General features: G+C 62.4%; 22 protein-coding genes. 10 read left to right on the top strand and 12 right to left on the bottom strand.

The features are described 5' to 3' along the window. Positions 1 to 223 precede the first annotated feature (223 nt). Entirely contained in the window at positions 224 to 2,224 is a 2,001-nt protein-coding gene (locus NKJ84_RS14715) for a protein-L-isoaspartate(D-aspartate) O-methyltransferase (protein WP_352507038.1), read from the top strand. 49 nt (positions 2,225 to 2,273) lie between these two features. Further along, positions 2,274 to 2,519 (top strand): hypothetical protein, encoded by a 246-nt coding sequence (locus NKJ84_RS14710; RefSeq protein WP_352507037.1) that lies wholly within the window; start codon positions 2,274 to 2,276, stop codon positions 2,517 to 2,519. 67 nt (positions 2,520 to 2,586) lie between these two features. Here the strand turns inward: NKJ84_RS14710 and NKJ84_RS14705 are convergent, their stop codons facing one another. The 4 genes from NKJ84_RS14705 to NKJ84_RS14690 all read right to left on the bottom strand — a co-directional run bounded on the left by NKJ84_RS14705 (position 2,587) and on the right by NKJ84_RS14690 (position 8,003). Then, positions 2,587 to 3,078, bottom strand: coding sequence for a DUF1772 domain-containing protein (locus NKJ84_RS14705; protein WP_352507036.1), 492 nt, complete (start codon positions 3,076 to 3,078; stop codon positions 2,587 to 2,589). Between the two features lie 95 nt (positions 3,079 to 3,173). Then, positions 3,174 to 4,712: a SpoVR family protein gene (locus NKJ84_RS14700; RefSeq protein WP_352507035.1), complete on the bottom strand. Its 1,539-nt coding sequence runs from the start codon at positions 4,710 to 4,712 to the stop codon at positions 3,174 to 3,176. Then, positions 4,712 to 6,034, bottom strand: a complete 1,323-nt coding sequence (locus NKJ84_RS14695) for a YeaH/YhbH family protein (protein WP_352476946.1) — start codon at positions 6,032 to 6,034, stop codon at positions 4,712 to 4,714. The genes NKJ84_RS14700 and NKJ84_RS14695 overlap by 1 nt, the downstream gene beginning before the upstream one ends. A gap of 19 nt (positions 6,035 to 6,053) precedes the next feature. After that, entirely contained in the window at positions 6,054 to 8,003 is a 1,950-nt protein-coding gene (locus NKJ84_RS14690) for a PrkA family serine protein kinase (RefSeq protein WP_254815786.1), read from the bottom strand. Between the two features lie 270 nt (positions 8,004 to 8,273). Here NKJ84_RS14690 and NKJ84_RS14685 point away from each other — a divergent pair, with 270 nt between their 5' ends. After that, a complete protein-coding gene (locus tag NKJ84_RS14685; protein ID WP_254815787.1) occupies positions 8,274 to 8,435 on the top strand; it encodes a hypothetical protein in 162 nt (53 codons plus the stop codon). A 16-nt stretch (positions 8,436 to 8,451) separates the two neighbouring features. On the opposite strand, the gene ocd is transcribed toward NKJ84_RS14685, so the two are convergent. Next, a complete protein-coding gene (gene ocd, locus NKJ84_RS14680; RefSeq protein ID WP_352507034.1) occupies positions 8,452 to 9,519 on the bottom strand; it encodes an ornithine cyclodeaminase in 1,068 nt (355 codons plus the stop codon). Between the two features lie 3 nt (positions 9,520 to 9,522). Further along, on the bottom strand, positions 9,523 to 10,443 hold the full coding sequence (gene rocF, locus NKJ84_RS14675) for an arginase (protein ID WP_352476948.1): 921 nt from the start codon (positions 10,441 to 10,443) through the stop codon (positions 9,523 to 9,525). Positions 10,444 to 10,571: 128 nt separating this feature from the next. On the opposite strand from rocF, the gene NKJ84_RS14670 reads away from it, so the two are divergent. Next, positions 10,572 to 11,009, top strand: coding sequence for an Lrp/AsnC family transcriptional regulator (locus NKJ84_RS14670; protein ID WP_352476949.1), 438 nt, complete (start codon positions 10,572 to 10,574; stop codon positions 11,007 to 11,009). Between the two features lie 207 nt (positions 11,010 to 11,216). Further along, positions 11,217 to 11,540: a hypothetical protein gene (locus tag NKJ84_RS14665; protein WP_352507033.1), complete on the top strand. Its 324-nt coding sequence runs from the start codon at positions 11,217 to 11,219 to the stop codon at positions 11,538 to 11,540. Positions 11,541 to 11,580: 40 nt separating this feature from the next. Here the strand turns inward: NKJ84_RS14665 and NKJ84_RS14660 are convergent, their stop codons facing one another. The 6 genes from NKJ84_RS14660 to cyoA all read right to left on the bottom strand — a co-directional run bounded on the left by NKJ84_RS14660 (position 11,581) and on the right by cyoA (position 17,425). Then, the gene (locus tag NKJ84_RS14660) at positions 11,581 to 11,808 is read right to left on the bottom strand and encodes a hypothetical protein (RefSeq protein WP_352507032.1); all 228 of its coding nucleotides are present in this window, start codon (positions 11,806 to 11,808) and stop codon (positions 11,581 to 11,583) included. 155 nt (positions 11,809 to 11,963) lie between these two features. After that, positions 11,964 to 13,139 carry a DUF3182 family protein gene (locus NKJ84_RS14655; protein ID WP_352507031.1) on the bottom strand — a complete coding sequence of 392 codons (1,176 nt, stop codon included), beginning with the start codon at positions 13,137 to 13,139 and terminating at the stop codon, positions 11,964 to 11,966. Positions 13,140 to 13,432: 293 nt separating this feature from the next. Then, positions 13,433 to 13,861: a cytochrome o ubiquinol oxidase subunit IV gene (gene cyoD, locus NKJ84_RS14650; RefSeq protein ID WP_352507030.1), complete on the bottom strand. Its 429-nt coding sequence runs from the start codon at positions 13,859 to 13,861 to the stop codon at positions 13,433 to 13,435. Continuing rightward, positions 13,858 to 14,487, bottom strand: a complete 630-nt coding sequence (gene cyoC, locus NKJ84_RS14645) for a cytochrome o ubiquinol oxidase subunit III (protein ID WP_254816355.1) — start codon at positions 14,485 to 14,487, stop codon at positions 13,858 to 13,860. The genes cyoD and cyoC overlap by 4 nt, the downstream gene beginning before the upstream one ends. Before the next feature lie 5 nt (positions 14,488 to 14,492). Further along, entirely contained in the window at positions 14,493 to 16,499 is a 2,007-nt protein-coding gene (gene cyoB, locus NKJ84_RS14640) for a cytochrome o ubiquinol oxidase subunit I (protein WP_352507029.1), read from the bottom strand. A 2-nt stretch (positions 16,500 to 16,501) separates the two neighbouring features. Continuing rightward, a complete protein-coding gene (gene cyoA / locus NKJ84_RS14635) occupies positions 16,502 to 17,425 on the bottom strand; it encodes a ubiquinol oxidase subunit II (protein WP_352507028.1) in 924 nt (307 codons plus the stop codon). 633 nt (positions 17,426 to 18,058) lie between these two features. Between cyoA and NKJ84_RS14630 the strand changes: the two genes are divergently transcribed. From NKJ84_RS14630 to NKJ84_RS14610, 5 genes are all read left to right on the top strand, one after another. Continuing rightward, a complete protein-coding gene (locus tag NKJ84_RS14630; RefSeq protein ID WP_352507027.1) occupies positions 18,059 to 19,201 on the top strand; it encodes an extracellular solute-binding protein in 1,143 nt (380 codons plus the stop codon). Then, the gene (locus NKJ84_RS14625) at positions 19,201 to 20,052 is read left to right on the top strand and encodes an IclR family transcriptional regulator (RefSeq protein WP_352507026.1); all 852 of its coding nucleotides are present in this window, start codon (positions 19,201 to 19,203) and stop codon (positions 20,050 to 20,052) included. The genes NKJ84_RS14630 and NKJ84_RS14625 overlap by 1 nt, the downstream gene beginning before the upstream one ends. A 23-nt stretch (positions 20,053 to 20,075) precedes the next feature. Beyond that, on the top strand, positions 20,076 to 21,107 hold the full coding sequence (locus tag NKJ84_RS14620; RefSeq protein ID WP_352507025.1) for a sugar ABC transporter substrate-binding protein: 1,032 nt from the start codon (positions 20,076 to 20,078) through the stop codon (positions 21,105 to 21,107). A 141-nt stretch (positions 21,108 to 21,248) separates the two neighbouring features. After that, positions 21,249 to 22,232 carry an ABC transporter permease gene (locus NKJ84_RS14615; protein WP_352507024.1) on the top strand — a complete coding sequence of 328 codons (984 nt, stop codon included), beginning with the start codon at positions 21,249 to 21,251 and terminating at the stop codon, positions 22,230 to 22,232. Continuing rightward, a complete protein-coding gene (locus NKJ84_RS14610) occupies positions 22,222 to 23,754 on the top strand; it encodes a sugar ABC transporter ATP-binding protein (protein WP_352507023.1) in 1,533 nt (510 codons plus the stop codon). Before NKJ84_RS14615 ends, NKJ84_RS14610 begins: the two co-directional genes overlap by 11 nt. The last annotated feature ends 19 nt before the right edge of the window (positions 23,755 to 23,773 follow it).

The raw sequence follows: 23,773 nt of genomic DNA, 5'->3' as shown, positions 1-23,773 counted from the left end.
TTGGGCGGGCGCGGCCAGTTCCGCTTGCCGATCCTGCAATCCGCCTCGCCCGACAAAAGCGGGTCGGTCTTTTGAGGAACCTCGGGGCTTGCCAACGGTTAGGAAGATGTACCGCATTGCATGAATCCAAGGGGACTGCCGAGGCCCCGGGGACATCGACTGGCCAAAGTGCCGTTTGAGCAGCTTGGGCGATTGTGGCGGAGGCCCGTAGGAGGAGCAAAAAATGCTCGATCTCTCCCATGCCCGCAACCAAATGGTCGACATTCACCTAAGCCGCCGTGGCGTTCGCGACCGCAATGTCCTTCAGGCGATGCGCGAGGTCCCGCGCGAGGCTTTCGTCGAGCCTGGTTTTGAAGAATTTGCCTATGAGGACGGGCCGCTGCCGATCGCCGAAGGTCAGACGATATCGCAGCCCTATATCGTTGCGTTGATGATCGAAATGGCCGAGGTCGGAGCCGGTGACCATGTTCTCGAGGTCGGCACCGGCTCGGGCTATGCGGCTGCCGTAATGAGCCGGATCGTCGAACGTGTCTACACCATCGAGCGCCACGCCGCGTTGGCTGAAACGGCAAGGCAGCGGTTTAAAAAGCTTGGCTACGACAATATCGAAGTCCGCACTGGCGACGGCACCAGGGGCTGGCCAGAGGCTGCACCCTTCGATGCGATCCTGGTTGCCGCCGCTGGACCCGGCGCACCGCTCGCGCTGCAGGAACAGCTCGACGTCGCCGGCCGGCTTATCATCCCGGTCGGCGACGAATTCGACGCGCAGCGCCTGCTCAAGGTCACCCGGACCGGCGCAGCAACTTACACCGAGGAGGATTTCGGCGGCGTGCGGTTTGTTCCGCTGATCGGCGAGCAAGGCTGGGGCGAGCCAGGCAGCGACAGCCAGATAGCGGCCGATCTTCCGCACCGGCATCAGCGCAGGAGCAGCCTGCCGCAGATGATAGCGGCCGCCGCCGAACCGCTTCCGGATTTCGACGATCCGGCCTTCGGTGCGCTGTTCGACCGGTTTGCCGACCGCCGCGTCGTCTTGCTCGGCGAAGCCAGCCACGGCACGTCGGAGTTCTATCGTGCGCGCGCCGCGATCACGCGCAGGCTGATCGAGAAGCATGGCTTCACCATCGTCGCGGTCGAGGCCGACTGGCCCGATGCGGCGGCGATCGACCGTTACATCCGCCACCGGCCACCACGGCCGGGCGCCGATCCGCCGTTCCAGCGCTTTCCCACCTGGATGTGGCGCAACACCGACGTCGCTGCGTTCGTCGACTGGATGCGAGAGCATAACGAGCGGATCAGGATATCCTCCCGGCGGGCCGGGTTCTATGGCCTCGACATCTACAATATGGGCGGGTCGATCGCGGCGGTCCTGCAATATCTCGACCGGGTCGATCCGCAGGCGGCGAGGATCGCACGCGAACGCTACGGCTGCCTGACTCCGTGGCAGAACGACCCGGCCACTTATGGCCGTGTCGCACTCACCTCCGGCTACCAGAAATGCGAGAAGGCCGTGCTCGAGCAATGCCGGGAACTGCTCGCCAGAGAGCTCGACTATGCGCAGCAGGACGGGTTCGATTTCCTCGACGCCACCCAGAACGCCCGCCTGGTCGCCTCCGCCGAGCGCTATTACCGCACCATGTATTATGGCGGCGCGCAATCCTGGAACCTGCGCGACACCCACATGTTCGAAACGCTGGAGCACCTGCTGCAGGCCCGCGGCCCGAACGCCAAGGCGGTGGTGTGGGCGCATAATTCCCATATTGGCGATGCCCGCTATACCGAGATGGGGATCGTCAGGGACGAATTGAACATCGGCCAGCTCTGCCGCCAGCGTCTTGGCGACGAGGTTGCCTTGATTGGTCTCAGTACGCATTCCGGGACGGTGGCCGCTGCCACCGACTGGGACGGCGACATGGAAGTGAAACCGGTTCGGCCTTCCCACAACGACAGCTATGAGCGGCTTTGCCACGACAGCGGCGTCTCGCCTTTCCTGCTCGATTTCGAGCGCGACGACACGCTGCGCCAACGGCTTCTGGAGCGCCGGCTGGAACGCTTTATCGGTGTCATCTATCGGCCCGAGACCGAGCTGCACAGCCACTATGCGGACGCCTCGCTCGCCCGCCAGTTCGATGCTTTCGTCTGGTTCGATGAGACCAATGCCGTGACGCCGCTTGGGCCGGAGCATGCGGGGACAGGCCTTCCCGAGACTTATCCTTTCGGGCTGTAGCGAATCTGGACCTTGGGAAAGCGGAAAATCGAAAGGAAGGAGGTCACCAATGGCCGGAAAGAAGACTCATGAGCAGCAATTGCGCATCATCGAAGAGCGCGAGAACACGAAAAACGCCGGCAAGGATTTCGACGCGGAAGCGGATTTGAACAAGACCAGGCAAGAGCGCGAGGCGTTCCGGCGCGGTGCCGAGCTCAGATCGGACCCGAAGGATATTGCCGATCCCGACGATCGCAACATCATCCGCGGCGAGCACCAGGAAAGCGCCCACAACAAGCATCGCGCCGACCGCTGAACGGCCGGATCGCTTGACGTTAAGACAATACGGCGCCGGGTCCGTCCCCTGACCTTAATCCCTGGGGCTATTCGGCAAAAAATGTCGCGGCGACAGCAATTGAGACGAGGCTCAGCACTGCCAGGCCTGCCCTGGCGACATGCGAAGCCTCCCAGACGTTGCGCAAATCTCTCCAGTCGCCGGTCTGCTTTCGAGAGAACATTGAAAAAAACGTCGCGGCGGATTTCGGCAGGGCAGTGTCTTGCACCCAGAAATTATTGACGGGGTGCGTGACCGACCAATAGGTCGCGTGCTCCGCCAGCAGCGAGACAAGCGCCGCCAAGGTCCACCAGAATCGGGCGCTTGGATAGGGCGTCAGGTAAAGCAGGACGGCGAGCGCAATGATGCCGCCGATCTCGGCGAACCCGCCGATCGTGAAGCCGGGATAGTAGATCGCCTGCACTGATCTGTAGGTGGCCTCCTTGAGGCGCAACTTGCCGGGCAATTCCAAAGCGTGCGCGAGCGAGAGCGCCATCGAGACGGCGACCAACAGAAGCGTGGCGATCGTCAATGCGCGCATGTTTCCTGCTCCCGACCATGCCCTCGTGGTGCGCGCGTAGATAGGGTGGTTGGTGATCCTGAAAAGGCGCCCGACTTCGCCGGCAGGCTGTTCGGTCATTCCCCGATCTGGCTGGTCGAGCGTTCGTGGAGCCTGGCGCCGGTCTGCGCGTCGACCGCGACCATGCTGACCTCGTAGCCCCAGAGCTTGCGGATGTGGCGCAGCGTGGCGTCGCGGCTGCCGCCTTCCAGCACGATGCCGTCCTTGACCTTGTGCTGCAGGCGCAGATGCCGGTCGCCGAGCAGGTCCACATCCACCACCTGGATGTCCGGCCGGCTGGCGCCGATGTCGTAGCTGTGGGCGAGTGCGCTGCGGATACTCTCGTAGCCGCGCTCATTGTGTATCGAGGCGACTTCGTAATGGGGGTCGTTGGCAGCGTCGGCAAGCACAAAGAACCGCCATTTCCGTATCAGGGTAGGGCTCAGATATTGGCGGATGAAGGACTCGTCGCGATGGTTGGCCCAGGCGTCCAGCAAGGTCTGGCGCCAGTCGCCGTTAGCGGCGATATCGGGGAACCAGTCGCGGTCCTCGGCCGTCGGCGCGGTCGAGATGCGCTGGATGTCCTGCATCATGTCAAGCCCCAGCGCGTAAGGGTTGATACCGGAAAAGCGCGGATCGTCGAAGCCCGGCTGGAAGATCACGTTCGAATGGTTGCGCAGGATCTCCAGCATGGCACCTTCGCCGATCAGCCCGCGGTCGAACAAAAGGTTCATCAGCGTGTAATGCACGAAGGTGGCGCAGCCCTCGTTCATCACCTGCGTTTGGCGCTGTGGATAGAAATACTGCGCGATAACGCGGACAATCCGGATAACCTCACGCTGCCACGGTTCCAGGATCAGGCTGTTCTTCTCCAGGAAATAAAGCAGGTTCTCCTCGGGCAGGTTGAGCGATTTCTTGCGCTCCGCCATGGTGTCCGTCTCGCGAACCTTGGTGCCGTCCTTGGACGGCGGCAGCGTGCGCCACAGATCGTTGTAGGAGCGCTCCTCGTATTCCAGGCGCTCGCGAAGGCCCTCGCGCTGCTTTTCCGACGACAGCTTCGGCGGCCGGTGATATCTGAACACGCCCTGTTCCATCAGCGCGTGTGCGGCATCGAGGATCTCTTCCACCGCATCGACGCCATGCCGCTCTTCGCAGCGGGCAATATAGCCCTTGGCGAAGTCGAGATAGCTGAGGATGGCGCCGGCGTCCGTCCACTGCCGGAAAAGATAATTGTTCTTGAAGAAATGGTTATGCCCGAGTGCTGCGTGCGCCGTCACCAGGGCCTGGAGGGCCATGGTGTTTTCCTCCATCAGATAGACGATGCAGGGATTCGAATTGATGACGAGTTCATAGGCGAGCCCTCGCCCGCCTTTGCGATAGAGCAGTTCCTGGTAGAGGTAGTGCTTGCCGAAGGACCAGTGCCGGTACATCAGCGGCATGCCGACCGAGGAATAGGCGTCGAGCATCTGTTCGGACGAGATGATCTCCATCTGTACCGGATAGGTGTCGAGGTGGAGCTCTTCGGTGGCGATCGCCTCGATGGTCTCGTAGGCGCGCGACAGCGTCCTGAAATCCCAGTCGGAACCGGAAAACAGCAGCCCGGATCTGCTCGCCATCAGCCCCCTCTTTCACCGCTCTTTTGATAGCCCGGCTGTCTGGCGAAGAGCTGGCGGAAAACCGGGTAGATGTCGGCCGCGGTGGCGATGCGGCTCATCTGGAAGTTCGACCATCTCAGCTTGACCGCACTGTAGGCACGCCATAGCGACGTGCCGTTGTCGGTAGCGCCGAAGATGTGGCTCTCGCGCTCGTCGAGGATCTCGACATAGGCGAAATACTGGCACAGCCGCATGATCTGTTCGTCGAGCAGGGCGATGCAGCGCTCGGAATCGGTGACGAAATTGTCACCGTCCGAGGCCTGGGCGACATAGATGTTCCATTCGCGGCTGGGATAGCGTTGCTCGACGATGCGGTGCATCTCCTCGAGCGCGGTGGAAACCACCGTACCGCCGCTCTGGGTGTTGTAGAAGAAGGTTTCCTCGTCGACCTCCTGCGCCTCGTGGGTGTGGCGGATGAAGACCACCTCGGTCCGGTCGTAGCGCCGCTTCAGGAACAGGTGCAGCAGCACGAAGAAGCGCTTGGCCAGATCCTTCTCGCGTTCGCCCATCGAACCGGACACGTCCATGAGGCAGAACATCACCGCGTTGGCGTTCGGCACCGGCTGCGCGTCGAAGCGGTTGAAGCGGATATCGACCGGGTCGACATAGGCGATCCGCTTGCGGCGACGCTCCAGTCGATCGAACTCTTCCTGCAGCGCCACGATGCGCTGGCGCATCTCGACGTTTTGCGGCTTCGCCTCCAGCGACGCAATCTCCTGCGCGATCGCATCGAGGTCCTCCTGCTTGGGACGCCTGAGCGCTATGCGGCGGCCATGGCTGTTGCGCATCGTGCGCCCGACATTGATGTTGGTCGGCGAGCCGGTCGCGGCGAAGCCGGCCCGGCGCGGCTTGAAGGCGAGGATCTCCTTGAGGTTGAGCTTGACCATGTCAGGCAGTTCGAGGTCTTCGAAAAAGAGGTCGAGCACCTCTTCGCGCGACAGCACGAAACGGAAATCGTCCTCCGATTCGGTTCTCCCCGGGGCGGACCCCATGCCGCCGCCCTGGCCGGGCTTGGGCAGCCGGTCGCCTGGGGAGAAATGCTTGTTGCCGGGCAGGACGTGCTGGCGGCTGCCGCTGTTCCTGGCATCGTTGAAGCTCGGCTCGCCGGTGCCCCGCGCCGGCATCGAAACGGCATGCTCGGCGTCCACGTCGGCGATCTTGCCGGTGCGGATCTGATCGCGGATCGTGCGCTTCAACTCTTCGCGCGCCCGCCGCAGGAAACGCTGCCGATTGCCGAGGCTTTTGTCCTTCGGGTTCAGTCGGCGATCGATGAAGATCGGCATATGTTACCCCGGGCTGGCTTCAACCCGCCTTGTTCACCCGCATGTACCAGTCCACCAGCCGGCGAACCTGGCGTTCGGTGTAACCGCGCTGGATCATCCGCTGCACGAATTCGGTATGCCGCTTCTCCGTCACGCTGTCCTGCTTGGAGCCGAAGCTGATCACCGGCAGCAGGTCCTCGACCTGCCCGAACATCCGCTTCTCGATGACTTCGCGCAGCTTTTCGTAGCTCGTCCATGACGGGTTGCGGCCATGGTTTCTGGCCCGCGCGCGCAGCGTGAACTTCACCACTTCATTGCGGAAGTCCTTGGGATTGGCGATGCCGGCCGGCTTTTCGACCTGCGACAGTTCGTTGTCCAAAACCTCGCGATTGAGGATCTGGCCGGTATCGGTATCCTTGTAGTCCTGATCCTCGATCCAGGCATCGGCATAGGCGATGTAGCGGTCGAACAGGTTCTGGCCGTATTCGCTGTAGGATTCCAGATAGGCCTTCTGGATCTCGTGGCCGATGAACTCGGCATAACGGGTGGCCAGCTCCGACTTTATGAAATCGAGATAGTCCGCCTCTGTTTCCTTCGGGAACTGCTCGCGCTTGATCGCCTCTTCCAGGATGTACATCAGATGCACCGGATCGGCGGCCACCTCTTCGGTGTCGTAGTTGAAGGTCTGCGACAGGATTTTGAAGGCGAAGCGGGTGCTGACGCCGGTCATGCCTTCATCGACACCGGCGGCGTTTCGGTACTCCTGGACCGACTTCGCCTTGGGATCGGTTTCCTTGAGGTTCTCGCCGTCATAGACGCGCATCTTGGTGTAGAGCGGCGAATTGTCGTGTTCGGCCAGGCGGGTCGAGACGGTGAACCGGCTGAGGATGTCGAGCACTTCCGGAGCGCAGGGGCTGTTAGCCAGTTCGCTTTCGCGCAACAGCTTCTCGTAGATCTGCCGCTCTTCGGTGACGCGCAGGCAATACGGCACCTTGACCACCAGGATGCGGTCGAGGAACGCCTCGTTGTTTTTGTTGTTCTTGAACTGCAGCCATTCCGATTCGTTGGAATGGGCAACGATGATGCCCTGATAGGGGAAAGCGCCGAAATTCTCGGTGCCGTTGTAGCTGCCTTCCTGGGTGGCGGTCAGCAGCGGATGCAGCACCTTGATCGGCGCCTTGAACATCTCGACGAATTCGAGCAGTCCTTGCGTCGTCCGGTTCAGCCCGCCGCTATAGGAATAGGCGTCCGGATCGGACTGGCTGAAGTTTTCCAGCTGCCTGATGTCGACCTTGCCGACCAGGGCCGAAACGTCCTGATTGTTCTCGTCGCCCGGCTCGGTCTTGGCGATGCCGATCTGGCGAAGCCTGGACGGCATCAGCTTGACGACGCTGAATTTGGAGATGTCGCCGGACAATTCGTCGAGACGCTTGGCCGCCCAGGGCGAGATCAGGCCGGTCAGCCGCCGCCGGGCGATGCCGTATTTGTCCTCCAAAAGGTCGCCCATGCGGTCGGGATCGAACAGCCCGAGCGGCGATTCGAAGACCGGGCTGACCTGGCCGCCGACCTTCAGCGTATAGATCGGACGCTGCTCCATCAGCCTTTTCAACTGCTCCGCAAGCGAGGACTTGCCGCCGCCGACCGGGCCGAGGAGATAGAGGATCTGCTTGCGTTCCTCGAGGCCTTGCGAGGCATAGCGGAAATAACCGGCGATACGCTCGATCGTATCCTCCATGCCGTAAAAGTCGGCGAAGGTCGGATAGATCTTGATCGTCCGGTTCGAAAAAATACGGCCGAGCCGCTCGTCCTTGCTGGTATCGACAAAAGTCGGCTCGCCGATCGCCTCGACCATCCGCTCGGGCGCTGAGGCGTACATCGACTTGTCCTCGCGGCAGGCAAGCAGATATTGCTGGAGGCTTATCTCCTCCTGCGCCGCATTCTTGTAAACCTCGGAAAACAGATCGAAGACGTCGGATTGATTCTCACGCATGGTATTCCTAGCCCCGGAGCCGATGTGGCTGCATGTTTGTCTCTTGAACAACCAAATGTTGGAAAGCCCTTGTGGTTCCCTTCACTTCGCAGAGAGTGCATGTGACCGAACGATAAGAGTCTAGATAAGGGCATCCTGAGTGCAGACAAGGCGTGGAACGTCCTGCTCGCGGCACAAAATCCTGAATCGCACCACGTCCTGCGGGCGACATCCAACAAGACGGAGGAACGGTTCGGGTCCTTTCCGGTTGTGAGGGAAAGGAGACGGTCGATGTCTGGGAATAGTTTGTGGTTGCTCGTTGTTGCAGGAGGTCCACTGCTGCTGGCAGTCCTGATCGCCTACGCCCTGCTCACGCAGCGCCGTCGCGGCCCGGCGGAGCGCAGGGAAAGCGAGCGTGCGACCGAGCGCCTGTATCAGGAAAAGAAGGATTGACCGACGGGATCGCAGCTCAGCTGCCGGCAACCGCCAGCCCGGTCGCTTTTTCGGCGCGCAGCAGCATGCCAAACAGGTCGCGCGGCTCATCGGGATCGGCCAGAAGGTCTAGTTCCTCGTAAAGGCCGGTCCGCTGCAGCTGATCGCGGACGTAGCGCAGCGCGGAAAAATCCTCGATCGCAAAGCCGACGGAGTCAAACAATGTGATCTGTCGGGCATCCGTCCGGCCTGCTGCCTTTCCTGTCATCACCTGCCACAATTCGGTGAGCGGGTGATCCGCATCGAGCTGCTGGCTCTCGCCTTCGATGCGCGTCTGCGGCGGATATTCTACGAAGATGTCCGAGCGCAGCAGAATGTCGCGATGCAGCTCGGTCTTGCCCGGGCAGTCGCCGCCAACCGCGTTGATGTGCACGCCGGATCCAACCATGTTGTCGGTCAGGATTGTTGCCGACCGCTTGTCGGCGGTGACCGTGGTGATGATCTCTGCACCTTCAACGGCTTCCTGTGCCGACGCGCAGAGCTTGATGTCGAAACCCATGCCGGCAAGGTTCTTCCTGCATTTCGCCGAGGCCGCCGGGTCGATATCGTAGAGACGCAGCCTGTCGACGCCAAGCAGCGCCTTGAAGGCAATGGCCTGGAATTCCGATTGCGCGCCATTGCCGATGATCGCCATGCACCTGGCGGCCTCTGGAGCGAGGTATTTCGCCGCGACCGCCGAGCTTGCGGCGGTTCTGAGCGCCGTCAGGATGGTCATTTCCGAAAGCAGCATCGGATAGCCATTGCCGACATCGGCAAGCACGCCGAAAGCGGTCACGGTCTGGCGGCCGTCACGCGTATTCTTCGGATGGCCGTTGACGTATTTGAACCCATAGAGCTGCCCGTCGCTGGTCGGCATCAGCTCGATCACGCCGTCAACGCTGTGCGAGGCGATGCGCGGCGTCTTGTCGAACAGCTCCCAGCGCCTGAAATCCTCTTCGATATAGGCGGCAAGCTCAAGCAGGAAGCGCTCGATGCCGATGGCAAGCACCAGCTTCATCATGCGGTCGACGCTGACGAACGGGACGATGTTCAAATTGACGGTCATGGCTCAGAACCCCCTCGTCGGACGGTCCATGATCCGCCGGCCCATCAGGCTCGCGGTCAGGTCGACCAGAAGCGTGGCGGTGCGGCCGCGTTCGTCGAGAAAAGGGTTGAGCTCGACTAGGTCGAGACTGGTGACGAGGCCGCTGTCATGCAGCATTTCCATTGCCAGATGCGCCTCGCGGAAGGTGGCGCCACCTGGAACGGTGGTGCCGACCGCCGGGGCGATCGACGGGTCGAGAAAATCGACGTCGAGGCTGACGTGCAGCATGCCGTTGGCGGCGCTCACCCGCTCGAGAAAGGCGCGAAGCAGTTGCGCAATGCCGTGCTCGTCGATCGAACGCATGTCATGGACCGTCACGCCGGCTCTGCGCAACGCTTCCCTTTCCGCCAGGTCCACGCTGCGGATCCCCAGCGCGCATATGCGAGCCGGGTCCACCTGCGCTGCAAGGCGGGGGAAATAGCCCTCGAAGCCGGGCTGCCCGCTGGCATAGGCCAGCGGCACACCATGCAAATTGCCGCTGGTGGTCGTGTCGAGCGTATGAAAATCGGGGTGCGCATCGAGCCACAGCACGAAGAGCGGCCGGCCGGCATTCGCGGCCCGGCGGGCAATGCCGGCGAGCGTACCGGCCGAAATGCTGTGGTCGCCGCCGAGAAAGATCGGCATCGCATCGGCGCTCGCGGCATAGGCCGTTTCGCTGATTGCTGCCGTCCAGGCGGCAATTTCCGGCAGCGCCTTCACCGCCGCGTTGCCGTGTACGACAGGACGCATGTCGGCCGGGACGATCGTTCCGAGGTCGGTCAGCGTATGGCCGAGCTCGGTCAGTGCGGTGGCCAGGCCGGCCGTGCGCAGCGCACTCGGCCCCATCTCGCAGCCCATGCGGCCTGAGCCGGCCTGGATCGGTGCGCCCACGATCGTGCAATGCATTCTCATACCCCGCCAATTACGATGCCTTTATTGAAGCCCGCATCGCTGGCAGAATGAACATGTCAAATTGGCAAATTTGTCGAAATGCCTTACCATAGCGACATCATCTACTTCCGTTGTGAGCAATCATGGACCAGCTCGACGAGCAGATCATCACCTCTCTGCGGCACGACGCCCGGCGCAGCATTTCCGATCTTGCCGTCGGCCTGGGTGTCTCCCGGGCAACGGTAAGGTCCCGGATCGAGCGACTTGAGAGGGACGGCGTCATCGTCGGCTACACCGTCATTCTGCGCGCCGACGCGGTCGATCAGCGCGTGCGTGGCATCATGATGATCGAGATCGAAGGCCACGCCGCCGATCGCGTCATCCGGGCGCTGGGCGGCTTCTCCGAGGTCTCGACCATCCACACCACCAATGGCCGCTGGGATCTGGTGATAGAACTCGGAACCCAGACCCTGAGCGAGTTCGACGCCGTGCTGAGACGTATCCGCCTGATCCCCGGAATTACCGGCAGCGAAACAAGCCTGCTCCTGGCAACGCCACGCACCACCAAGGCTCGGCTGTGACTTCGAGGAACTGCGCTTGACCTGCAGCGGTAACGAAATCCGCCAAGGAACCTTCAATTGCCGCCGCGGTTAGAGCAGTTCCAGTAAAAGTGTGGAACGGTTTTCCGTTCGGAATTGCATCGGAACGAAAAGATAGAGCGGGTCAGCGTTTCCGGGAAACGACGAACCGTTCTGGGCCGGACAGGCCTCCTTCGAGGGAGAACAATCATGGCTCACGCCCAGCAGGAACTGGTCGAATTCGTTATCAGCAAAGCCTTCAACCCGGTCATGCGGGCCAAACCGGACGGAAAATCCGATGCCGAGCGCAAGACGCTCGAACACGTCCAGCAGGCCACGAAGACCGAGATTGAGCGCTATCGCCGTTACGGCTCGGCCGAGGAGGTCGCGACCAACTTCAGGCGCGACCTGAATTCCGACGCTGCCAAGAAGTTGCACGCCCAGCTGCGCCGACTGCATCTGCCGACGATTGAGGACATTCGTGACGACTTCGAGGACAAGGCCCGCAAGCTCGGGGTCAAGGCCTCGCCGTAGATCCGCGACCAATCGCCTGGTGACGTCCGTCAGGCCGTCATCACAATCCACCCTTGGTCGGAGGCCACCCTGACCGAGCTGTCTCGGGGATGTTGTCCGACGTCAGCTCGCCGCGATTGAGCTTTTCAATCGCTTCATCGGCTTCGCTTTCGTCGAGACCGGAAAGCGGCAAGCCATCGACCACGACGGCTTCGTCGCTCTCGCTGTCATAGACCTCCCAGAGGCCTTCCGGATCCTGTCGTTTGTCGTAAACGGTTGGCATAGCCATTTCTGTAACCACTCCTGCAGGCAACGCCGCTATTGCACGCCTGCCACCCATTTCAGGGCCTGGGCCTTTTCTGACTTGCTGCCTTGCTCGAAACAAACTCGGGCCATTGGTGGATGTTCCCTGCCGGAGGCGTGCTTAACTTCAACCTGACATGGCTAGAATCGGCCGGCTTCTCCGATCGGCCCTCGGATCGCCTGGGTGACGACGGTATAACGCGTGACTTGACCCTCCTCGGGATCCTCCCCGTGGAAATGGATTGCTGCGTTCGGCGGCAGCCGCGCAGTGCTGCCGAACTGCTTGACGGTGGAGACATGCACGATCTGCATGTCGGGGTCCCGCTTCATGGCGTCCATCGCTGCCAGCTCGGCGCTGCTGCTGCCACCGATCCGCCAGCTCGCTTCCAGCACGCCCGATCGCCAGATGCCCGAGGAATCGACACCTTGGCCGATGTCGTAGTTGCGTCGCGAGGCGAAGAATCCGGGATAACCATCCATCGCTGCGTCATAGGTTCTCGCCTGCGCCACGGCCAAACCCACCGCCGGAGATAATCGCAGCCCATCCAGCGCCTCCCATCCGCCGCGCACCACAACCAGATCGGATCCGCCGTAGACGGGCTGCCCGTCGTTGTCGGTCGTCGTCCGCTGGGTGCCGTAATAGCTGATCGACAATTCGTCGATCATGGTTCTGCCAACGCTCAGCGTAACGATGTCGCGAAGCTGCGTTTCGAGAACAAGGCCGTATTCGCTTAGCTCAGACGATGGATATTGGTCCAGCAGCCTTTCGACATCGCCGACTGTCGCGGCGGTGTGCTGGTCGCGGCCCCGCGAAGCGCGCGGTGGCTTGAATCGGACCAGCCCCAGCTCCAGCAGACGTTGCGCTGCGCGCAGCGCGTCGTGGCGTGAAAATGCAGTGTAGCCGGGCAGTACGGCCGCGGCGACGGCGCTGCCGAAGCCGACGGGCCATTCTTTTGGCCGTGCCGCCGATCCGTCCACCAGCTCGTGGGTTATGGCCTTGGTGGTTGCGAGGCGCCAGGGCACCACCCCGCCGAAGAGATCGTCGGGCCCGTTTATGCCCAGTTGAACCGCATCGGCAGCAAGCAGGCTGTCGTCCGGCACGAAATACAACCCGTCACTGTCACCGCCACCTTCACGCAGGCCCTGGCGGAAGGAAAATCCCTTCAACGCTGCGATCGTGCGCGCGACGGCAGCGACGGTTTCCCGTTCGTGGGCATAGATGGTCTCGCCACCCGGCGCGGAGAATGCGACCACAACACCTTTCGCCCCGCTTGGTTGCCTACCGCTTAGCCCGGTCATGTCGCGCCCTTCGTCCATTGCCGAGCCCATTGCCGTTTCCGCGGCAATGCGTCCGAACAAAAAAACCCGTTGACGCGGCGAATGTTCCGGCCAACGGCCGGCTGCGGGTTTGACCAGGTGGCTGCCCGGAGCTTCTTGCGGTCGACGTCGAGACGCTGCGTCCCGGCGAGAAGGCCGCCGTGGACGACGTGCTGAAGGAGGCCGCCCCACACGTCCTGGGAGACGCCGACCTCGTCGGCACATTCGAACGGGCTTGAGACCGGAGTTCGCTGTTGCATGAACTGCGGCCGATGGCCGGAATAATCGCTAAATCAGCGGTTCATGTTCATGATCGCGTTCATCGGCATCAAATTGTGGTCGAGATTGGCCATGATCCAGATCGAGCCGCCGATCACCAGAACTACGATCAGCACGCCGAAGGCAAGCGCCAGGGCGTTGTTGGTGTTGTCCGGTCCCGTCGTGATGTGCAGGAAGAAGACGAGATGCACGCCCATCTGGGCGATCGCCAGCACGACCAGCGCCACCGGAATGCCGGGTGCCCATACCAGGTCGGTTCCGGGCAACCAGAACGAGGCGATGGTCAGCAGCGTTGCCAGCCCGAGGCCGATCACATAGCCGCGTAGCCCGGATCCGACGTCGGTGTCGCCGAGGTATTCGTCACCCGGCGCCGTATCTATGTCGTAGCGCTCCAGGCCATGGGTGTCGCGCCGTTGCGCGTGGCGATCGTCCGCATTGCTCATCGACTTGCTCCCAGGAGATAGACCACGGTGAACAGCGCGACCCAGATGATGTCGAGGGCGTGCCAGAACAGGCTGAAGCACATGAAACGCCGAAGAATATCGTCGCGGAATCCCTTGGCGAAGATCTGCGCCATCATCGTGAGCAGCCACAGCAGCCCCGCCGTGACGTGAAGGCCATGGCATCCCACCAGCGTGAAGAACGCCGACAGGAAAGCGCTGCGCGTCGGTCCGGCACCACTGGCAACCATATGCACGAACTCGCGCAACTCGAGCAGGATGAAGCTGGCGCCGAGCACGAAGGTAACAGTCATCGCGACATAGAACCAGGAGCTTCGCCGCGCTGTCACGGCAAGGCCGGCGAGACCGCAGGTAAAGCTCGACAACAGCAAAGCGGCCGTCTCGATCGCGACGTTGCGCAAGTTGAACAGCTCGGCCCCGCTTGGTCCGCCCGCCGTCTTGCCCGCCAGCACGGCATAGGCCGCGAAGAAGGCGGAGAACATCACGATGTCGCTCAGAAGGAAGATCCAGAAGCCATAGCCGACGACGATCCGGATCGGGGCCGGGCCGCCGAGTGCATGGCCGTGCCCGCCATGGATACGGTAAGGGTCACGCTCTCGAACGTCCATCGCGGTCATGGCCTTGGCCCCGTGTAGGTAGCCAGTGCCTCGCGGCGCGCGCTTCGGTTGGCGCGGTCGATCCGGGCGACTTCGGCGGCAGAAATGACGTATTCGGGTTTGTCGCGCCATGCGAATACGACGAAGGTAGCGAAAGCACCGAGCGCGCCGAGTGCCACCATCCACCAGATGTGCCAGATGAGAGCGAAACCCATCACGGTCGCAAAGAAGGCGCAGATGAACCCGGTGGGACTGTTGCGCGGCATCTCGATCGGCTCGTATTCAGGCTCGTCGCGCAGGCGGTTTTGCTCGCGTGCCCGCTGCTTGATGCTCCAGTAGGGCTCTTCGCCCTCGACGTGCGGAAGCGCGGCGAAGTTGAAGACCGGCGGCGGCGAGGGCGTGGCCCATTCCAGCGAGCGCCCGTCCCAGGGATCCCCTGTGGAATCTCGAAGCGCCGCACGCTGCCGGATGCTGACGACGAGCTGTATGATCTGCGCGACCACGCCGGCGGTGGTGATGATCATGCCGGCGCCCGCAACCAGCACCCAGGGATACCAGGCCGGCACGTCGAAATGCTGCATGCGGCGGGTCATGCCGAGCAGGCCGACGGCGTAGAGCGGCACGAAGGTGGCGTAGAACCCGATCAGCGTCAGCCAGAAGGCCAGCTTGCCCCAGCCCTCGTGCAGCCGGAAACCGAATGCCTTGGGAAACCAGTAGGTATATCCCGCGAAGGCGCCGAACAGCACGCCGCCGATGATGACGTTGTGGAAATGCGCCACCAGGAACAGGCTGTTGTGGAGCAGGAAATCGGCCGGCGGCACCGCCAGCAACACGCCCGTCATGCCGCCGATGACGAACGTCACCATGAAGCCCAGCGACCACAGCATTGGGGTCGCGAAGCGGATGCGGCCACCATACATGGTGAACATCCAGTTGTAGATCTTCACGCCGGTACCGACAGCGATGATGCTGGTGGCGATGCCGAACGCAGCGTTGACGTCGGCGCCGGCGCCCATCGTGAAGAAGTGGTGCAGCCACACCATGAAGGAAACGATGCAGATGAAGAGTGTCGCGGCCACCATCGAGCGGTAGCCGAACAGCGGCTTGCTGGAGAAGGTGGAGATGACCTCCGAGAAGATGCCGAACGCCGGCAGGACGAGGATGTAAACCTCGGGATGGCCCCAGGCCCAGATCAGGTTCACGAACATCAGCATGTTGCCGCCGGCTTCGTTGGTGAAGAAATGAAAGCCGAAATAGCGGTCGAGCGTCAGCATCGCGAGCGTGGCTGTGAGGATCGGGAACGCGGCGACGATGAGCAGGCTGGCGGCGAGCGAAGTCCAGCAGAACATCGACATCCTGAGATAACTCATGCCGGGCGCCCGCATCTTCAGGATCGTGGTGACGAAATTGATGCCGGTGAGCAGCGTTCCGACACCCGCTATCTGCACCGCCCACAGATAGTAATCGACACCGACGCCCGGCGAGTAGGCGGTCTCGCTGAGCGGCGGATAGGGCAGCCATCCGGTGCGCGCAAACTCGCCGATCACCAGCGAGATGTTGACCAGCAGCGCGCCGGTGGCGGTGAGCCACAAACTGACCGAGTTGAGCGTTGGAAAGGCAACGTCGCGGACGCCGAGCTGCAGCGGCACGACCAGGTTCATCAGGCCGATGACGAACGGCATCGCCCCGAAAAAGATCATGATGGTACCGTGGGCCGAAAAGACCTGATTGAAGTGGTCGGGCGGCAGATAGCCGGGCGCCTGGAACGCGAGGGCCTGCTGGGACCGCATCATGACGGCGTCGCTGAAGCCGCGCAGCAACATCAGCAGCGCCAGCAGCACGTACATCACGCCAATCCGCTTGTGATCGACGCTGGTGATCCATTCGCGCCACAGATAGGGAAAATGGCCGGCCAGGAAGACCCAGGCCAGCACGCCGAGGATTGCCAGGGCGACGACCGCCGAGGCGATCATCGGCAGAGGCTGATCGAACGGAATGACGTCCCAGCTCAATTTTCCGAGCATTGTCAGCCTCCTGTCTTGGACGATACGCTCGGCTCGGCGCGACCGGCCTGGGGACCGGGCGCGGGCGGAACGCCCTGCGTCGCGATTTCATGGAAAAGGTCCGGCTCGACCGAGCGATAGGTCGAAGGCGGCACGTTGATGCTCTGTCTGGCTAGTTCCTGGTAGCTGACCTTGTCGAGTGCCTGTCCCTGGCTTCGCGCCGAATTGACGAACGCGTCGAAGGCATCCGCTGCGACGGCATGCAGCACGAATTGCATGCCTGGAAAACCGTCGCCGCTGAAATGGGCCGACCGCCCATAGAATTCGCCGGGCTGATCCGCCTGCAGGTGAAGCTGCGTCGTCATGCCGTTCATCGTATAGATCATGCCGCCGAGCTGAGGCACGAAGAACGCATTCATGACGCTTGCCGAGGTGAGCGAGAAATGCACCGGCCTGCCCGCCGGCACCACAAGCTGGTTGATGCTCGCGACATTCTGCTCGGGGTAGATGAACAGCCATTTCCAGTCGAGCGAGACGACCTGCACCTCGAGCGGCTTTTGCTGGGAATCCAGCGGCTTTATTGGATCGAGGTCATGCGACCCGATCCAGATGATGCCGCTCAAAAACAGGATGACGAGGATGGGGATCGACCAGACCACCAGTTCGATGCGCCCGGAATAGGCCCATCCCGGCAGGTACTGCGCCCTTGTGTTGGTTTCCCGGAACCACCAGGCAAAACCGAGTGTCGCCAGGATCGTCGGGATGACGATGGCCAGCATGATGGCGACCGAATTGAGCAGGATCGTCCGCTGCGCGGCGCCGACTGGTCCTTGCGGGTCGAGTACGCCGCCCTGGCAGCCGGCAAGCAGCGCGGCCAGCAGCATCGTCGCGCCGACGCGGCCAACACGGATGGCCGCACAATTTCGAACGATCGCCCTCAGCAACATGAGATCTCGCCGTGTCCTGAAAACCGATTGAACGTTGCAGGCAGCGTGGCTGCCAACCCCGAATGTGCGCGCCGGTGTGCTCCTGGCGACAGTTTCTTCACGCACGGGGCCCCGGCTCGCAGAACCACATGCGGCGGATGTCATCGTTAAGCGGTCGACCTGTCGAGAACCCCTCCAAATCCTAAAAACCAGCGGCAAATCCCAAGCAACCAGAGCCAAATCCTAAGAAAACCAGAACCAAATCCCTAAGAAACCAGAAACAGTATCCAGATCGAAGTTATCGCCAGAAACGTGGCGAATGCCAAGGCGGCAAACCGATTCATGGCCGCGCCCATGGTTGGTCCATTTAGTCCGCTCCCTGCGACGTGGCTGCTGAATCCAGTGATGCTGCTCTGGAGGGCTGCGCCAACCGAACGAATGTTCGTCGCGAAAGTTCCCAAAAACCTAGATCCACCGCAGCCTTTGGTTGCAGCGCAGAGCAGCAACGCGATGCGAACCAGGGGCGGCTGGGCGGCTTTCTGCCAAACCGGAAGGAGTTCGGCTTTGCGTATGTAAAAACTACTTGTGTAGGTGAAAATAGTTGCTACTAATCAGCTGGGCCGGCGCATGGGCGGCTCTGGGAGGAATTTCGGCATGACAAGACTGCGCGGCCTCGCGTGGGATCACCGACGCTGCTGGGGTCCGCTCGAGGCCAGCATCGGGCCGTATTGCGCCGCCAATCCCGGTCTTGAGATCGAATGGGACCGCCGCAGCCTCTATGAGTTCGGCGAGGGCGCGCTTGGTCCGGTGCTCGGCGCCTATGATCTTGTCGTGTTCGATCATCCGTTCATCGGCGATATTGCCGAAGGCGGGCTGATGGTGCTGTTCGATTTGTCGGCTGAGCAGCGCCGCGGCTTCGAACGGGATTCGGTCGGCGCATCCTGGCAATCCTACGCGAGGGACGGGCGCCAATGGGCGTTGCCAATCGATGCTGCCTGCCAGGTTGCCTCGTATCGCCCTGATCTACTGGAGCGCTACGGTTCGTTGCCGCACAGCCATGATGACGTGCTGGAGCTCGGCCGGCGCGCCTTGAAGGACGGCAAATGGCTTGGGCTGCCGTTGGTGCCGACTGACGCCATGTGCCTGCTTTTGACGCTGGGTGAGCCCCGCGAAGACGGCGACGAGTTCATTGCTGGGGAAAAAATCGAGCAGGCCGTCGGGCAGTTGCGCCAGCTTGCGGCGCTGTCGCACCCGAACTCGCCGAAATGGAACCCGATCCGCTGCTACGATCATATGATCGCGCATGACGACGTGGTCTACGTGCCGTTCGCCTTCGGCTATGTGAACTACGCCTCCAGGGCAGACAGGCCGTATCTGCGCTTCGCCGACGTGCCGACACCGCGATCCGCCGGCGCCTTGCTCGGCGGTGCCGGCATCGGCGTCAGCGCTCAATCGAAACACAAGCAGGCAGCCATCGATTACGCGCTGTTTCTGTGCTCGCCCGGCTATCAGCGCGGCGACTACGTGAAATCCGGCGGACAGCCGGGATCGCTGGCGGCGTGGCAGGATGCCGAGGTCAACGCTCTCTCAGGCGGCTTCTTCGCCTCGACGCTGGCGACGATCGAAGCTTCCTATCTGCGCCCGACCCATCCGGGCTTCATCAGCTTCTTCCGCCAATGCGCCCCTCACGCCGCGGCGGCCATCACCGGCGAATTGCCGGCGGCGGAGCTCGCGGACCGGCTGAACCGGCTCTATCGCGAGACCAGGCATGGCCAGCCGCAACGGAGCGTCGCGTAATGGCCACCGATATTGCCCAGATCGTCGACGAAGGCGAAAGCGGCCGCAACGGCTACCGCGTGCCCGCTGTGGAGAAGGCGCTCGACATACTGGAATTCATGGCTGCCAGCGGCGAGCCGCTGACCCAGACCGAGATCGCCACCGGAATGGGGCGCTCCATTCACGAGATCTACCGCATCCTGCTGCTGCTGGAGAAGCGCGGCTACATTTTCCGGACGCAATCGGACCGCTTCCGCCTGTCGCTGAAGCTGTTCGAACTGGCGCATATGCATCCCCCGGTGAACCGCCTGGTCGAATGCGCGCTGCCGGTGATGCGCGGCCTGGCCGCCAATGCCGACCAGAGCTGCCATCTGGTCGTCCGCGAAGGCGAGAGCGCACTGGTCGTGCTGCAGATCGATTCGCCTTTGCCGATGCGTTATTCGGTTGCCCTTGGCTCGCATTTCCCGATCCTCGAAACGAGTTCCGGCGCGGTGCTGCTGGCGCATTCTGGCCGCGCCGAGCGCGACCGCATCGTCGAGCGGATCGTCGCTGCAGGCGAAGGCCAAGGCAGCCGGGCGGAAATCGAAGCGCGGCTGAACGAAGTCGCAAGGCTCGGCTATGAAATGCGCGCCTCGCTGGCTGTCGAGGGCTGCATCAACATCTCGACGCCGGTGCGCGACCATACCGGCGCAGTCATTGCCGCGCTCACCGTCCCGTTCCTGCCGCAAAAGGCCGCGCGCTTCGATCGCAGCACCGTCTTTGAGCGGACTAAGGCGGCGGCCGAGACGATATCGGCGGCGATGGGCGCGGGCGAAGCTGCCGCCTCTTCACGTGCCGACCCGGAACGGCGGGACTATCCGTTCAGCAACTGACAAGAAATACAGGGAGAAGAAACATGAACTGGTCCAAATCGATGCTGTTTGCCTCGGCGGCCGTGCTGGCTCTGAGCGGCGCCGCGGCACAGGCCGAAAACATGCCGAAGCGCATCGGCTACGTCACCAACTACGCCACGCATGAGTGGTATCAGAACGTCATCAAGGGTATGCAGGCCCGCGCCAAGGAACTCGGTATCGAGCTCGAGGTGCAGGACGCCAATCTGGACGTCGCCAAGGAGGTCTCCGCCGCCGAAGATTTCATGGCCAAGGGCGTCGACGTCCTGATCATCACGCCCGTCAACGAGGAAGGCGTCGTGCCGCTGCTGCGCCAGGCGAAATCCAACAACGTTCCGGTCGTGCTCGAAGGCAATCCGGTTAAGGGCATGACCACAATGGTCGCGATCTGCGACTACGACACCGGCTACACCGCCGGCGTCGAAGCCGGCAAATACGCCAAGGAAAAGCTCGAGGGCAAAGCCAAGGTGATGAATGTCGGCCTGCCGCTGCTGTCCGCCACCGTCCTGCGGTCGCAGGGTTTCATGGACGGCCTGAAGACCATCATCCCCGACGCGGTCATGGTCCACGACCTCGACGGCGGCGGCAATCCCGATCGCGCACTCGAAGTCTCTTCGGCGGCTCTTGCCAAGAACGCCGACATCAACATCATCTACGGCATCAACGATTCCTCCTCGCTCGGCGGCCTTCAGGCCTGGAAAGCGGCCGGCAAGCCGCAGGACGGCCTGCTGACTGTCGGCACCGGCGGCGAAGGCCTCGCCTTCATCAATGCGATGCAGAACGAGCCGTCCTACCGGATCGAGGCCGCGATGTTCCCGGAAAAGGAAGGCTACACCGCCATCGATGCAGCGGTTAAGCTCTTCAACGGCGAAGAGGTGCCGGAACACATCGTCAGCCCGACCGCGCCGATGAACGGTGACGCCTGGAAGAAGTTCTACGACTACGATGGCACCACACGCAAAATCAAATGGGATGCCGTCAATTCGCTTCAGCCACCGGAAAAATGCATGAAAACTTCCGCCGATCTGAAGAAGTAAGGATTCCGGGTAGCCCTTCCCGCACGGCGGGAAGGGCAGCGGATCGGATATGCCGACGGAAAAACAGGGCAACCGTCCTGTTTTGGCCCGCAGGTTTCCAAACGGCGACGGCACCGATACGGGCCCGGAAATGAAATGGACATGAGCGAGCTTACGCAATCCTCTGCGCCAAGGCGTTTCATCGGCGGCCAGCTGCTGGGCAGCAGCCAGCTGGTGCTCGGCGTGATCCTGGCCGTGCTCTGCATCGCCATGTCGATTGCGGCGCCGCAATTCTATTCCGAGGCCAACATCATCGCCATCCTGCGCCAATGCGCGCTGGTGCTGATCGTTGCCTCCGGCATGACGATGCTGATCATCACCGCGGAAGTCGACCTGTCGGTCGGTGCATCGCTGGCTTTTGTCGGCTGTATCGGCATGGCCGTGCTCAATTCAACACACAGCCTGACGCTCGGCCTGCTGGCGGCACTCGCCTTTTCAGGCGCGGTCGGCCTGTTCAACGGGCTGGTCGTCACCATGCTCAAGGTGAACTCGCTGATCGCCACCATCGGCACCATGATGATGCTGCAGGGCGGCGTCTATCTGTTCACCCGCGAGGCGGTGCAGAACCACCACCGACTTGCCGGCTTCACCGATCTCGGCGCCGGCTATATCGGCGCGATCCCGCTGCCCGTGGTCGTTGCCGCGGTGATTTTCGCGCTGGCCGCGGCAACGCTGCGCTTCACCACGCTCGGCCGTTATCTCTACGCTGTCGGCGCCAACGAGCGCGCGGTTCGTCTCTCCGGCGTGCGCTCGCAACGCTTAAAACTCTTCGCCTTCGTCGTCACCGGCCTCTGCGTCGGCATTGCCGGCATGATCCTGTCGTCGCTGATGAATGCCGGCCAGCCGACCGCCGGCCGCGGCTTCGAGCTGACGGTGATTGCCGCCGTCATCCTCGGCGGCACCAGCCTGCTTGGCGGCCGCGGCTCGCTGCTTGGCACGTTGCTGGGCGTGCTGGTGCTGAAGGTCATCGACAACGGCATCATCATCCTCGGCTGGAACCAGGATCTGCAGATGGTGGTGCCCGGAATCGTCATCATCCTGGCGACCTATCTCGACATCGTGCGGAACAGAGCCAATGTCGGTTGATTTCCTTCACCCCGCCGAAACCGTGGCTGTCGATAAAAGCGTGCCGGCGCTGGAGATGCGCGGCATCGGCAAGCGCTTTCCCGGCGTGGTGGCGCTGGATAACGTCGATCTGACCCTGGAACCCGGCAAGATCCATGCATTGATGGGCGAGAACGGCGCCGGCAAGTCGACGCTGATCAAGATCATGGCCGGGGTCTACGGCAAGGATGCCGGCACCATTCGCCTGCGCGGCCGCGAGGCCGACATCAAGTCGCCGCGCGACAGCCTGAAAGAGGGCATCAAGGTGGTGTTCCAGGAGATCGCGCTGATCGCCGAATTCAGCGTCGCCGAGAACATCTTCCTCGAAGGCTATCCGACCGGCAAAGGCGGGTCGATCGACTGGAAGAAGATCCGTGCCGATGCGGCCGCCCTGTTCAAGCGTATCGGCTTCAACGTCGACCCGGCGGCGCGCACGGGATCGCTGCCGGTCAGCCAGCAGCAGATGGTCGAGATCGCCCGCGCACTCGCCCATGAAGCACGCGTCGTGGTGATGGACGAGCCGACCTCCTCGCTGACGCCGAACGAGGTCTCGCTGCTGTTCACCGTCATTCGCCGGCTCGCCGCGCTCGGCATCGCCGTGCTCTATGTCAGCCACAAGCTCGACGAGGTCTTCGAGATCGCCGACACCGTGACCGTATTGCGCGACGGCCGCCACGTCTCGACCAGGCCGATCGGCGAGCACACCAACGATACGCTGATCCAGGACATGATCGGCCGGCGCATCGAAAACCTGTTCCCGCGCAAGCGCGGTGCACCAGGCAGCAAGGTCGCCCTTTCCGTGCAAGGACTTAGCACGGCGAAGAAGCTGAAGGACGTGTCGTTCGAAGCGCATGCCGGCGAAGTCCTCGGCTTCTTCGGCTTGATGGGGGCGGGTCGGACCGAGCTCGCCAAGGCGATTGTCGGCTTCGATCCGATCACCTCCGGCACTATTTCGGTCGATGGCAGCCCGCTGCTGCCGCACGACACGCACACCGGCGTCCGGCTCGGCATCGGCCTGCTCACCGAAGACCGCAAGAGCGAAGGGCTGATGGGCGAGCTGCCGGTCTACCAGAACGCCAGCCTCGCCTCGCTCGGTGCCTTCGCCAGGATGGGCTTCGTCGATAAGGCAAGCGAACGCAAAGCGGTGCAGGACTATGTCGACCGTTTCCGCATCAGGACGCCCAGCTTGTTCCAGCAGGTCAAGAACCTGTCGGGCGGCAATCAGCAGAAAGTGCTGATCTCGCGCTGGCTGATGCGCGGTCTCAAGGTGATCGTCGTCGACGAACCGACCCGCGGCATCGACGTCGGCGCCAAGTCGGAGATTTTTGCGCTCATCGACCGGCTCGCCGGCGAAGGCCTGGCGGTCGTCATGATGACGTCCGAAATGCCCGAGCTGCTGGGGCTTGCCGACCGCATCGCGGTGATGTGCGAAGGCCGCCTCACCGCTATCATGTCCCGCGACGAGGCCACGCAGGAGAACATCCTCAATGCGGCGATCGGCTAAGACGATGACGCCTCGGAAC

Origin of the sequence: Mesorhizobium sp. M0048 (genome assembly GCF_040323405.1) — a bacterium.
In the GTDB taxonomy this organism is placed as follows: domain Bacteria; phylum Pseudomonadota; class Alphaproteobacteria; order Rhizobiales; family Rhizobiaceae; genus Mesorhizobium.
Note: the sequence above shows the minus strand (reverse complement) of the source record. Positions and strands in the feature narration are given on the sequence as shown.